Annotated in this window: 14 protein-coding genes; 9 read left to right on the top strand and 5 right to left on the bottom strand. The window is 71.7% G+C overall.

Features of this window, described 5'->3' with window-relative positions:
* Positions 1-119: 119 nt before the first annotated feature.
* The 7 genes from ACOKM3_RS37160 to ACOKM3_RS37130 all read left to right on the top strand — a co-directional run bounded on the left by ACOKM3_RS37160 (position 120) and on the right by ACOKM3_RS37130 (position 6131).
* A complete protein-coding gene (locus ACOKM3_RS37160; RefSeq protein ID WP_426906992.1) occupies positions 120-746 on the top strand; it encodes a TOPRIM nucleotidyl transferase/hydrolase domain-containing protein in 627 nt (208 codons plus the stop codon).
* A 74-nt stretch (positions 747-820) separates the two neighbouring features.
* Positions 821-1216, top strand: a complete 396-nt coding sequence (locus ACOKM3_RS37155; protein ID WP_426905658.1) for a TOBE domain-containing protein — start codon at positions 821-823, stop codon at positions 1214-1216.
* A 216-nt stretch (positions 1217-1432) separates the two neighbouring features.
* Positions 1433-2224, top strand: a complete 792-nt coding sequence (gene modA, locus ACOKM3_RS37150; protein ID WP_426906991.1) for a molybdate ABC transporter substrate-binding protein — start codon at positions 1433-1435, stop codon at positions 2222-2224.
* A 2-nt stretch (positions 2225-2226) separates the two neighbouring features.
* The gene (gene modB, locus ACOKM3_RS37145; RefSeq protein WP_266716626.1) at positions 2227-3051 is read left to right on the top strand and encodes a molybdate ABC transporter permease subunit; all 825 of its coding nucleotides are present in this window, start codon (positions 2227-2229) and stop codon (positions 3049-3051) included.
* Positions 3048-4133 carry an ABC transporter ATP-binding protein gene (locus tag ACOKM3_RS37140; protein WP_426905657.1) on the top strand — a complete coding sequence of 362 codons (1086 nt, stop codon included), beginning with the start codon at positions 3048-3050 and terminating at the stop codon, positions 4131-4133. The genes modB and ACOKM3_RS37140 overlap by 4 nt, the downstream gene beginning before the upstream one ends.
* 80 nt (positions 4134-4213) lie before the next feature.
* Positions 4214-4633, top strand: a complete 420-nt coding sequence (locus ACOKM3_RS37135; RefSeq protein WP_266716622.1) for a TOBE domain-containing protein — start codon at positions 4214-4216, stop codon at positions 4631-4633.
* Positions 4634-4850: 217 nt separating this feature from the next.
* Positions 4851-6131: a YeeE/YedE family protein gene (locus ACOKM3_RS37130; RefSeq protein ID WP_426905656.1), complete on the top strand. Its 1281-nt coding sequence runs from the start codon at positions 4851-4853 to the stop codon at positions 6129-6131.
* An 89-nt stretch (positions 6132-6220) separates the two neighbouring features.
* Here the strand turns inward: ACOKM3_RS37130 and ACOKM3_RS37125 are convergent, their stop codons facing one another.
* From ACOKM3_RS37125 to ACOKM3_RS37115, 3 genes are all read right to left on the bottom strand, one after another.
* Positions 6221-6967: an SAM-dependent methyltransferase gene (locus ACOKM3_RS37125; protein ID WP_426905655.1), complete on the bottom strand. Its 747-nt coding sequence runs from the start codon at positions 6965-6967 to the stop codon at positions 6221-6223.
* Positions 6968-7134: 167 nt separating this feature from the next.
* Positions 7135-7812: a GntR family transcriptional regulator gene (locus tag ACOKM3_RS37120; RefSeq protein ID WP_426905654.1), complete on the bottom strand. Its 678-nt coding sequence runs from the start codon at positions 7810-7812 to the stop codon at positions 7135-7137.
* A 46-nt stretch (positions 7813-7858) separates the two neighbouring features.
* Positions 7859-9064, bottom strand: a complete 1206-nt coding sequence (locus ACOKM3_RS37115) for a CaiB/BaiF CoA transferase family protein (protein ID WP_426905653.1) — start codon at positions 9062-9064, stop codon at positions 7859-7861.
* Positions 9065-9194: 130 nt separating this feature from the next.
* On the opposite strand from ACOKM3_RS37115, the gene ACOKM3_RS37110 reads away from it, so the two are divergent.
* Positions 9195-10370, top strand: a complete 1176-nt coding sequence (locus tag ACOKM3_RS37110) for an acyl-CoA dehydrogenase family protein (RefSeq protein WP_426905652.1) — start codon at positions 9195-9197, stop codon at positions 10368-10370.
* A 10-nt stretch (positions 10371-10380) separates the two neighbouring features.
* Here ACOKM3_RS37110 and ACOKM3_RS37105 read toward each other — a convergent pair whose 3' ends face one another.
* Together ACOKM3_RS37105 and ACOKM3_RS37100 are read right to left on the bottom strand one after the other, a co-directional pair.
* Positions 10381-10881: a GNAT family N-acetyltransferase gene (locus ACOKM3_RS37105; RefSeq protein WP_426906989.1), complete on the bottom strand. Its 501-nt coding sequence runs from the start codon at positions 10879-10881 to the stop codon at positions 10381-10383.
* Between the two features lie 68 nt (positions 10882-10949).
* A complete protein-coding gene (locus ACOKM3_RS37100) occupies positions 10950-11564 on the bottom strand; it encodes a LysE family translocator (RefSeq protein WP_426905651.1) in 615 nt (204 codons plus the stop codon).
* 113 nt (positions 11565-11677) lie between these two features.
* Here ACOKM3_RS37100 and ACOKM3_RS37095 point away from each other — a divergent pair, with 113 nt between their 5' ends.
* Complete coding sequence (locus ACOKM3_RS37095; RefSeq protein WP_385754492.1) at positions 11678-12130, top strand: Lrp/AsnC family transcriptional regulator; 453 nt, start codon at positions 11678-11680, stop codon at positions 12128-12130.
* The last annotated feature ends 65 nt before the right edge of the window (positions 12131-12195 follow it).

The raw sequence follows: 12195 nt of genomic DNA, 5'->3' as shown, positions 1-12195 counted from the left end.
GCGCTGGGCGGCGCGGGAGCGGTTCGACCGAGATTCCTCCTCGCCGTGATACTCGGTTGGGCTCCCGGCCCTTCCAGCAGAGGATTGAGCGCGTGACGGAGACGACGGACACGGCAGGCATGAAGGCGTTCCACCAGGCGGTCACCGAGTGGGCCGCCGGTGGTCCCGGTACGCAGGCCCGGGAGCTGGCCGTGCGGCTGCGGGTGCGCGGCGCCGTACTCCTCGAAGGGCTCAGTGATGTCGCGGCGGTTGACGCGCTCGCCGAGCGGCGCGGGCGGGACCTCGCGGCCGAGGGCGTGTGCGTCGTGTCCATGGGCGGCGCGATGAACGTCGGCCGGTACGCCCGGCTGCTCGGACCGGCAGGGCTCGGGCTGCGCCTGACCGGGCTGTGCGACGAGCGCGAGCGGCGCTATTACGACCGCGCGCTGGAGCCGGGCGGCGGGCAGATCGGCGGGCCGGGCGGCGGCACCGTCTTCGTGTGTGTCGCGGATCTGGAGGACGAGTTCATCCGCGCGCTCGGCGTCGCACGGGTCGAGGGGGTCGTCCGGGAAGCCGGCGAGTGGCATCCCTGGCAGACCTTCGCCCGCCAGCCCGCCCAGCAGGACAGGTCCGCGCACCGCCGGCTGCGCCGCTTCCTCGGCACCAAGGCGGGCCGCAAGATCCGCTACGGACGACTGCTGACCGAGGCGGCATACGACGCGGGGTGTGTGCCCGCGCCGCTCGAGGGACTGTTCGCGCAGCTGTAGGCGGCCCATCGCGACGCTCTCGGCCGGGGCGCCGCACGATCTCCGCGCGGTGACCGGAAGTTAATCTTTGCCGCATGCAGTCCTACACAATCGGCCAGGCCGCACGGCTGCTCGGCGTCAGCCCCGACACCGCGCGGCGGTGGGCGGACGCCGGGCGGATCGTCACACACCGCGACGCCAGTGGGCGCCGGGTCGTCCAGGGCACGGATCTCGCCGCGTTCTCCGTGGAGTTGGCCGCGGGCGACGACGCCGACGACCACCCCTCGTACACCTCCGTGCGCAACGCGTTCCCCGGCATCGTCACGGCCGTGAAGCTCGGCGATGTCGCCGCCCAAGTGGAGATCCAGGCCGGGCCGCACCGGCTCGTCTCACTGCTCACGCGGGAGGCGGTAGAGGAGCTGGGCCTGGAGGTCGGCATGGAGGCCACGGCGCGCGTGAAGTCGACGAATGTCCATATCGACCGCACGTGAGCACGCTCCTCCGGTCGACCCCACCGCGCCTACGCAACGGTGTGTACGTACGAACGCACATGCGCACCCATACCGTCCACCCACCGGGATCATGCGAACCCACAGGGGACTTACCCCTGGCAGATGCGGCAGTATGGTCGCCGTAAGCGTTCCAGGACACAGCAGGGGAGCTGAACCGTGACAACCCGTTCCGCGCGCAGGACCACGACCCGCCGCATGCTTCAGGTGACCGGCATCGGGGCGGCGGCGGTGCTGACGCTGAGCGCCTGCGGATCGTCCGACGCGGACTCCTCCGGCTCCTCCTCCAGTGGCGACTCCGGCGGCAAGAAGCTGTCCGGGACGGTGAACGTGTTCGCCGCCGCCTCCCTCAAGGAGAGCTTCACGAAGCTGGGCGAGCAGTTCGAGAAGGAGCACCCCGGCACCAAGGTCACCTTCAACTTCGGCGGCAGCGACAGCCTCGCCGCGGGCATCACCGGCGGCGCCCCCGCCGATGTGTTCGCGGCCGCGAGCCCCAAGACGATGAAGACGGTGACCGACGCCGGTGACGCCGACGGCAAGCCGAGCACCTTCGTCCGCAACCAGCTGGAGATCGCCACCCTCCCCGGCAACCCGAACAAGGTGTCGTCTCTCAAGGACCTCACGAAGCCCGGCCAGAAGGTCGTGCTGTGCGCAAAGGAGGTACCGTGCGGCGCCGCCGCGCAGACGGCCCTCACCTCCAGCAAGCTGAAGCTCACCCCGGTCTCGTACGAGCAGGACGTCAAGAGCGCCCTGACGAAGGTGGAGCTGAAGGAGGCGGACGCGGCGGTCGTGTACAAGACGGATGTGCACGCGGCCGGTGACAAGGTGGAGGGCGTGGAGTTCCCCGAGTCCAAGGACGCCATCAACGACTACCCGATCGCCCCGCTGAAGAAGGCGCCGAACGCCGAGGCGGGCAAGGCGTTCATCGAGCTGGTCAAGTCCGCCGACGGGCAGAAGGCGCTGACCGAAGCCGGGTTCTTGAAGCCGTGACCGTGGCGGCGAACGACACTGTGGAGGGTGGGGCGCGGCGGCGCCGTGGCCGCGTCCCTCCGCTGCCGCTCCTCGTGCCCGCGCTGGTGGGTCTTGCGTTCCTGGTGGTGCCGCTGATCGCGCTGCTCGTACGGGCCCCGTGGGCGCAGCTGCCGGAGCAGCTGACCAGCCCCGAGGTGTGGCAGGCGCTCCAACTGTCGCTGGTGTGTGCCACGTTGGCGACGCTGGTGAGTCTGGTGCTCGGGGTGCCGCTGGCGTGGCTGCTCGCGCGCACGGAGTTCCCGGGGCGCGGTCTCGTACGGGCCCTGGTGACGCTGCCGCTGGTGCTGCCGCCCGTGGTGGGCGGCGTCGCGCTGCTCACCGCGCTCGGGCGCAATGGTGTCGTGGGGCAGTACCTGGACTCCTGGTTCGGGATCACGCTGCCGTTCACCACGACCGGTGTCGTGATCGCCGAGGCCTTCGTGGCGATGCCGTTCCTCGTGATCAGCGTCGAGGGCACGCTGCGGGCGGCCGATCCGCGCTACGAGGAGGCCGCCACGACGCTCGGCGCCTCCCGGTTCACCGCGTTCCGGCGGGTGACGCTGCCGCTGATCGCGCCCGGGATCGCGGCCGGCGCGGTGCTCGCGTGGGCGCGGGCGCTCGGCGAGTTCGGCGCGACGATCACCTTCGCAGGCAACTTCCCCGGCCGCACCCAGACCATGCCGCTCGCCGTGTACCTCGCCATGCAGAGCGACCCGGCCGCGGCGATCTCCCTCAGCCTGGTGCTGCTCGCCGTGTCGATCACGGTGCTCGCGGGCCTGCGTGACCGCTGGATGACCGCGTCATGACCGACCTTCAGAAGACACTGGCGCCCGAGGATGTGGCGGGGGCGGGGCTCGACGCGCGGCTCGTCGTGGACCGCGGCACCTTCCGGCTGGACGTCGCGCTGACCGCGAACCCCGGCGACGTCGTCGCGCTGCTCGGGCCGAACGGGGCCGGGAAGACGACCGCGCTGCGGGCGCTCGCGGGCCTGACGCCCCTCGACGCCGGACACCTCCGCCTCGATGGCACCCCGCTCGACGGCACGCCGCCCGAGTCGCGCCCGGTGGGCGTGGTGTTCCAGGACTATCTGCTGTTCCCGCATCTGAGCGCGCTCGACAACGTGGCATTCGGGCCGCGCTGCCAGGGTGCCGCGAAGGCGGAGGCTCGTACGCAGGCGCAGGCCTGGCTCGACCGGATGGGGCTCGCGGAGCACGCCGGGGCGAAGCCGCGCCGGCTCTCCGGAGGGCAGGCGCAGCGGGTCGCGCTCGCCCGCGCGCTCGCCACCCGGCCGCGGCTGCTGCTCCTCGACGAGCCGCTCGCCGCGCTCGACGCCCGCACCCGCCTGGACGTGCGCGCCCAACTCCGCCGTCACCTGGCCGAGTTCGAGGCGGTGGCGGTGCTTGTCACCCACGATCCGCTGGACGCGATGGTGCTGGCCGACCGGCTCGTCGTCATCGAACACGGCCACGTCGTCCAGGACGGCGCCCCGTCGGACGTCGCGCGCCGCCCGCGCACGGACTACATCGCCCAGCTCGTCGGCCTCAACCTGTACCGGGGCCGCGCAGAGGGCCACACCGTCCACGTCGACGACGACGGCCCCGCGATCACGACGACGGAGGAACTGAACGGGCCGGTCTTCGTCGCGTTTCCGCCCAGCGCCGTGACGCTGCACCGGGAGCGGCCCACGGGGTCGAGCGCGCGCAATCTGTGGCGGTGCGAGGTGAGCGGGATGGAGACGCACGGCGACCAGATCCGCGCCGCCCTCTCCGGCGGCCTCCCCCTCGCCGCGGACCTCACGACGGTGGCTGCGGCCGAACTCGACCTGCACCCCGGCGCGACGGTGTGGGCCACGGTCAAGGCGACACAGACGCACGCGTACCCGGCGTGACGGGTCCTTCGGAGTGCCGGGACTCTAGGGTGAAGCACACGCAAAAACCCCATAATCCCGACTTTGCGAGGCGCATCGCCATGGCCCTCTCCATCCGCAACCAGCTTCCCGGCACCGTTACCGCCGTCACCACGGGCGAGGTGATGGCGACGGTCAAGGTCCGCCTCGACGGCGGCCAGGACCTCACGGCCGCCATCACCCTCGAGTCCGTCAAGGACCTGGGCCTCGCCTCGGGGTCCGCGGTCCGCGCCCTGGTCAAGTCCACCGAGGTGGCGCTCGCGACAGCGCCCGTCGAGGGCCTGTCCATCCGCAATCAGCTGCCCGGCACGGTCAGGGACGTCGCCACCGGGGGTGCCATGGCCTCGGTCAGGGTCGACATCAGCGGGGCGGAGCTGACCGCCGCCATCACGAAGGACGCCGCCGCCGACCTGCACCTGGCGGCCGGATCCACGGTGGTCGCCCTGCTGAAGTCGACAGAGGTGTCGCTGGCCACGGCCTGAGGAATCCGCTCGCGTCTCATGTCGCGCCCGCGATGTGAGACGCGCTCCCACGGAATCCGGCGGAAACCCTAAAGTGGCGCACATGTTCGGTCCCGCTCGTCACCTGGCTCTCGCGCTCTTCGCGGCCACGACGTGGAGTGTCGACGACGCGCTCTGTCGTCGCTGACGTTCCTCCACCGCGCCCGAACGTTCCCACTCCACCTGCCGGAGAACTGCCGTGACCACCGCTCCCCCCGCCGGGGCGCCGCCGCGCGCCGCCCTGATCGCACCGTCCCCCACCTCCTCGCCCGCCCCGGTCGCCGAGGCCGCGCCGCCCACCCGGTGGGGGCCGCTCGTCGGTGCCGGAGTCATCGGCGCGGCGCTCGACGCCTACGTGTTCGCTACGCACGGTGCCAAGCCGGGCGTCCTGCTGCTGCTCGGTCTCGGGCTCGGGTTCGCCCTGTTCCACTCGCGATTCGGGTTCACCTCGGCCTGGCGGCAGCTCGTGGCCGTCGGCAACGGCACCGGGCTGCGGGCGCACGCCCTGCTGCTCGGCACGACGGCGACGCTCTTCGCGCTGATCATCGGTACCGGCAGCGGGCTGTTCGGTTCGGTGCCCGCGCCCAGTGCGGGGCCGATCGGCATCGGCCTCATCGTGGGCTCGTTCCTGTTCGCGATCGGCATGCAGCTCGGTGGCGCGTGCGCGTCCGGAACCCTGTTCGCGGTCGGCTCGGGGCAGAGCTCGATCGTCCTCACGCTCTTCGGGTTCATCGTCGGTTCCACCCTCGCCGCCTGGCAGTTCGGGCTCTGGAGCGATCTGCCGGCGCTCGACCCGTATCTGCTGTCCGACCACGTCGGCTGGTTCGGCTCCTGGGCGATCACCATCGTCGCGCTCGCCGCGATCTGGTTCATCGCGCGGGCCGTGCAGGCCCGCCGCAACCCGCCGCCGGTCGGCACCCCGCCGTCGGCGAAGGGCGCGCTGCTCCGTACGGTCCGTGGCTCCTGGCCGCTGGCGGCGGGCGCCGTGGTGCTCGCGGTGCTCGGCGCGGGCGTGCTGCTGGTGTCCGGCGGCGCGTGGGGCGTGACGAGCGCGTTCGCGCTGTGGGGCTCGAAGGTGGTGGGCGCGCTCGGCGGGTCCCCCGAGACGTGGGCGTTCTGGCAGCAGCCCGGCAACTCCGCCCAGCTGGCAGGCCCGGTGCTCGCCGACAAGACGAGCCTCACCGACATCGGCATCATGGTCGGCGCGGCGGTCGCCGCCGCGGCGGGCGGCGTGTGGAAGCTGCACCGCGGCATCCCCGCCCGTACGGCCATCGCCGCGGTCGTCGGCGGCATCCTGATGGGGATCGGCGCGCGCCTCGCGGGCGGCTGCAACATCGGCGCGTACCTCGCGGGCATCGTCTCCGGTTCGCTGCACGGCTGGATCTGGGGCGCCGTCGCCATCCTCGGCACGTGGGCGGGACTGCGTCTGCGCCCGCTGTTCGGCCTCGGCAACCCGAAGCCGTCGGACAGCGTCTGCTGACCTCGTAGGACATCACTCGTAGGGCATCAGAAGATGAGCGGGGCCGGGAAGCACACAGCGTGCTCCCCGGCCCCGCTGTCATGAGGCCGTCAGCGCGCCATCAGCGCGAAGACTCCCCAGCCCAGATATTCGCGCTGGTACCGCGTGTAGCGGGCGGGCTCGGTGGTGAGCTCGGCCCGTACCTCGGAGGCCAGTTCGTCCTCGGGATGCGCGTCGAGCCAGCGGCGCATGCTGAGCCACTGGGCCGCCTGGTACCGGTCCCAGCTGTCCTGGTCGGCCAGCACCATTTCCACGACGTCGTACCCGAGCCCGCCGAAGCGTTCGATCAGTTCCGGCAGCAGCAGGAAGTCGTCCTTGCCGGTGGCGTGGCAGGCCTTGGCGGTGTCCTCGTCCGGCACCTCACGGCGCCAGTACGGCTCGCCGATGAGCATCAGGCCGCCGGGGCGCAGGCTCCTGGCGAGGAGGTCGACCGTGCCGGCCACGCCGCTCCCGATCCAGGTCGCCCCGACGCACGCGGCGAGATCGACCGGCTCGTCCGCGACGTGCCCGGAGGCGTCGCCGTGGACGAAGGAGACCCGGTCGGCGACACCGAGTTCGGCGGCGCGGGCGCGGGCCTTCTCGGTGAACACCGTGCTGATGTCCACTCCGGTCCCGGTGACCTGATGGTCGCGGGCCCAGGTGCACAGCATCTCGCCCGAACCGCTGGCGAGGTCGAGCACCCGGGTCCCTGGCGCCAGGTGCAGCGCCCGGCCCAGGTCGGCGAGCTTGCCCGGGGTGAACGGGTTGTGGATGCGGTGGCTACTTTCGCGGACGGTGAAGATGCGTGGCAGATCCACGAGGGGTGTTCCTTACGTTCGATGAGGTCGGGGCTTCCGTGAAGGACGGTCGACCGGAGTCGGCCGCCGTTGCTCGGACCGTCATCAAGCACACCTCGTTCTGCACACGCGGGATCGTGGACCGGACCCGGTCAACCTAGGTGGTCCGGTGCGGCAGCTCCACCGATTTACGCCCCCGCCCCCTCCCCGTCCCCGAGCAGCCCCTCCAGCGCGGCCACCGCATGCTCGCGGTGGCCGTCGAGCAGCCGCACGGCGTCCTCCGTGCGCCCCTCGCGCAGGGCGTCGAGCACCGCTCGGTGTTCGTCGATGACATGCGTACGGCTGGTCGAGTCCGCGTAGTAGAGGGAGCGGTAGGCGTCGGTGGCGTCCCACAGGGTCGCGATGAGCTGGACCAGGCGGTGCATGCCGGACGCCTCGAAGAGGACGAAGTGGAATCTGCGGTTGGCGGCCGCCATCGCCGCGACATCCGCCGCGGCGGCCTGCGCCTCCACCTCCTCCTGGGCCTCCTCGAGGGCGTCGAGGACGGCGCCGCCGCCGCGCATCGCCTCGCGTACGGCCTCGGCCTCCAGGATCTCCCTGATGCGGTACACCTCGCGCAGCTCGGCCAGGGACAGCTCGGCCACGAAGTAGCCGCGGTGCGCGTGGTGCACGACGAGGGACTGGCCCTCCAGCGTCTTGAGCGCCTCGCGCAGCGGCACCCGGCTCACGCCGAGCTGCTCGGCGAGGGCGTCCTGCCGGATCGGCATGCCCGGCCTGATTTCGCCGCTGGTGATGGCCCGGCGCAGCTCCTCGAGGACGAACTGCTGCGCCGTGGGGGGCCGCCGCCTCGGTGCGGGCGTGGTCATGGCGGCTCCTCTTCCTCTCTGCAGCACGTGGTGAACGGCGCCCATCCTACGGAGCCGCACTGACATCGCCCGCCTCGTCGACGGCGGAAAGCCCCAGCTCCGCGAGGATCTGTTCGGTGTGCTCGCCGAGCCGGGGCGGCGCCGTGACGTACGCGGCGGGGGCGGCGCTCAGCCGGATGGGGTTGGCGACCTGCGCGGCGGGGGCCTCGCGGTTCGGGTCGTCGATGTGTACGCGGGGGTCCAGGCCGAGCCGCTCCGCGAAGGCGAAGGCCTCCCCGAGGTCGTTGATCGGGCCGCAGGGCACACCGACGGCGGTCAGTGTCTCGAACCACTCGTCGGCCCCGCGCTCGCGCAGCCGCTCGGTGAGTTCGGCGAGGAGTTCCTCCCGGTGGGCCACGCGCGCGGTGTTGCTCGCGAAGCGCGGGTCGTCGGCGAGGCCCGGCACCCCCAACTCGGCGCACAGCGCGGCGAATTGCCGGTCGTTGCCGACGGCGAGCGCGAGCGGCCGGTCCTTGGCGTCGAGGACCTCGTACGGGGCGATGCTCGGGTGCTTGTTGCCCATCGCGCGCGGCACCACTCCCCCGGCGACGTGCGCGGAGGCCTGGTTGGTGAGCGCCGAGAGCAGCGAGGTGAGCAGGGAGACCTCGACCTTCTGCCCCTCGCCGGTGGCGTCGCGGTGCCGTAGCGCCGCCATGACACCGAGCCCCGCGTGCATCCCCGTGATGACGTCGACGAGCGCGACGCCGGCCTTGGTGCCCTGGCCGCCCGGCTCCCCTGTGACGCTCATCAGTCCGCCCATGGCCTGCACCAGGAGGTCGTAGCCGGGCAGCGCGGCGCCCTCGGCGGCGCCGAATCCGGTGACCGAGCAGTACACGAGGCCGGGGTTGAGCGCGCTCAACTCCTCGTAGCCGAGGCCGAGCCGTTCCATGGTGCCGGGCCGGAAGTTCTCGACGAGGACGTCGGCGCGGGCGGCGATGGCGCGGGCCGCCTCGCGCCCGGACTCCTCGGTCAGGTCGAGGGCGACGGAGCGCTTGTTGCGGTTGACCCCGAGGAAGTAGGTGGCCTCGCCGTCGGCGAACGGCGGCCCCCAGGAGCGGGTCTCGTCGCCGACTCCGGGGCGCTCGACCTTGATGACCTCGGCGCCGAGGTCGGCGAGGAGCATCGTCAGATAGGGGGCCGCGAGGACCCGGCCGAAGTCGGCGACGACGAGCCCCGAAAGGGCTCCCTGGGCGACGGGCGTTGTGGCCGGCATACGGCTCTCCTTGTGGAACCTTGGCAAGCGGTGGGCGTGCGGCTACGATCCGAGACGTAAAGAAAGTTGGATCCAAAATCCGATATCCGCCACCCTAGCGCCGACCGGCCACGCAGCCAAGGAGTCCGCGATGTCCTCAGCCCCCCTCCACCCCTTCGAACTCGTCGACATCGACGGCATGTTGAGCGACGAGGAGCGCGCCATCCGCGACACCGTGCGCACCATGGGCGAGCGCGAGCTGCGCCCGAAGGTGGCCGAGTGGTTCGAGAACGGCGCGATCCCGGCCCGCGAGCTGGCCCGCGAACTGGGCGGCCTCGGCGTCCTCGGCATGCACCTGGAGGGCTACGGCTGCGCGGGCACCAGCGCCGTCTCGTACGGCCTCGCGTGCATGGAGCTGGAGGCGGTGGACTCGGGTCTGCGCAGCCTGGTCTCGGTGCAGGGTTCGCTCGCGATGTACGCGATCTGGAAGTACGGCTCCGAGGAGCAGAAGCAGCAGTGGCTGCCGGGCATGGCGGCGGGCGAGAAGATCGGCTGCTTCGGCCTCACGGAGCCGGACGCGGGCTCCGACCCCGGCTCGATGCGCACGAACGCCAAGCGCGACGGCAAGGACTGGGTCCTCAACGGCGCCAAGATGTGGATCACGAACGGTTCGGTGGCGGACATCGCCGTCGTCTGGGCCCGCACCGAGGAGGGCGTGCGCGGCTTCCTCGTCCCGGCGGGTACGCCCGGCTTCTCGGCGCCGGAGATCAAGCGCAAGCTGTCCCTGCGCGCCAGCGTCACCAGCGAGCTGGTCCTGGAGGACGTACGGCTGCCCGCCGACGCCATGCTGCCGAACGCTCGCGGCCTCTCCGGCCCTCTCGGCTGCCTCAACGAGGCTCGCTTCGGCATCGTGTTCGGCGCGCTCGGCGCCGCCCGCGACTGCCTGGAGGCGGCGATCTCCTACGCCGGTGACCGTACGGTCTTCGAGCGCCCGCTGGCCTCGTACCAGCTGACGCAGCAGAAGCTCGCCGACATGACCCTCGAACTCGACAAGGGCATGCTGCTCGCGCTGCGCTTCGGCCGGCTCAAGGACGAGGGCCGCGGCACGCCGGAGCAGATCAGCGTCGGCAAGCTCAACAACGTGCGCGAGGCCATCCAGATCGCCCGCGAGTGCCGCACCATCCTCGGCGCCAACGGCATCACCCTCGAATACCCGGTGATGCGGCACGCCAACAACCTGGAGTCGGTGCTCACTTACGAGGGCACGAGCGAGGTCCACTCGCTGGTGATCGGCAAGACCCTGACGGGCCTGCCGGCCTTCCGCTGAGCCGCCCTTGTCACTTGCTGAGCCGCCACGTCACTTCGCCGTCCTGCCACTCGTCCGTGGGCGCGAGCCCGCAGGCGGTGGCGACGGCGGCGGACGCGTGGTGCTCGGGGTGGATGTGGGCGACGAGCGTCCCGACGCCCTGCTCCCCGAGCCACGCGACGAGCCCTCGCGCCGCCTCGGTGGCGAGGCCGCGCCCCTGCCACCGCGTGCCCACGACCCAGGCGATCTCCGCGACGCCGTCCGCGACGGTCGCCTGGACCGTGCCCACCAGGCGCTCCTCGCCCTGGAGTTGGACCACCCAGTTGAGCCAGGTGACGGCCGGGTCGGGCGAGCCCGCGAGCATCCGCCGGTAGCGCGCCCGCAGTTCCTCGACCGTGTCCGGTGTGCCGCCGATGAAGGTGTGCAGGGCCGGGTCACCGAGCACGCCGGCCATCTCCTCCGCGTACTCGACACGCAGCGGCAGCATGGCCAGCCGGCCGGTGGTGAAGGTGGACAACTGCATCCGGTCCATCTCGCCGTTCACACGTACTCCTCGGTCTCCGCCCACGACAGTCGCTCCGCCCACGGCGACCGCGCCGCCTACGCCAACTGCTCCGCCAACAGGAAACCACCGATCGCGATCATCATGACCCCGGAGACCCGCGTCACGGCCCGCGCCGCCGAAGGCCGTGTCTTCAGGACGGTGCGTGCCAGCACGCCGACACCGAGGTAGACGACGGCGCAGGCGGTCATGTGGAGGGTGCCGAGCACGCCGGTCTGCACGGCCACCGGCCAGCCCGTCGCGGGGTGGATGAACTGCGGGAAGAGGGAGAGATACAGCAGCAGCGCCTTCGGGTTGAGGCCGCTGATGCCGATGCCCTTGAGCATGACCTGGCGGCGGGACGCGCCGACGGACTCCTCGTCGGCGGTGAGCACGGCGGGCTGCCGCAGCACGTTGCAGCCGAGCCACACCAGGTATCCGGCCCCGGCGACGGTCAGCGCGGTGAGCAGGGTCGCCGAACTCGCCACGAGCACGGCCAGGCCCGCGACGGCGAGCAGTGTGTATCCCACGTAGCCGGTTATCAGCCCGGCCACCGCCGGGACGACCGAGCGGTCCCGCAGTCCGGCCGCGATCGCGTAGGCCCAGTCCGCGCCCGGTGTGAACACCAGCAGGAGGTCCACGGCCAGAAATGCCGCCAGCGTGGTCGTGTCCATGTGTGTCGATCCCTCTCACGTGCAGTTGTACGCGAGGAAGGCTAGGCCGGATCCGCCCGAAGGTGTTCCCTTCTTTACTCCGGCATCGGCGGATCTGAGGGAGAATCTCCTCCATGGACGCCATGGACCGGAAAATTCTTACCGAGCTGCAGATGGACGGCCGCCTCACCATCACCGAGCTGGCCGCGCGCGTGAAGCTGAGCGTCTCGCCCTGCCACCGCCGCCTGCGCGATCTCGAACGCTCGGGGGCGATCCGCGGCTACCGCGCCGTCGTCGACCCGTCAGCCCTCGGCCTGGACTTCGAGGCGCTGGTCTTCGTCACCCTGGGCTGGGAGGACCGGGACACCGTCGCCTCGTTCGAGGAGGCGGTGGCGGCGGTGCCCCATGTGCTGCAGGCGCAGCGCCTGTTCGGCGACCCGGACTATCTGCTGCGGGTGGCCGCCGCCGACCTGACCGCCTTTCAGCAGCTCTACGACCAGCAGCTCGCGCGCCTGCCGGGAGTTCAGCGCCTGAACTCCACGCTCGTGATGAAGAACGTCGTCACCAACCGGCCACTGCCCGACTAGCCGCTGCCCGACCGACTGTCCGGCACCGACTTTGATGTTGTGCACTTTATTGACCGCAGTCACCG

The sequence above is a fragment of the Streptomyces nidicola genome (genome assembly GCF_050106155.1).
Lineage (GTDB): Bacteria > Actinomycetota > Actinomycetes > Streptomycetales > Streptomycetaceae > Streptomyces.
Note: the sequence above shows the minus strand (reverse complement) of the source record. Positions and strands in the feature narration are given on the sequence as shown.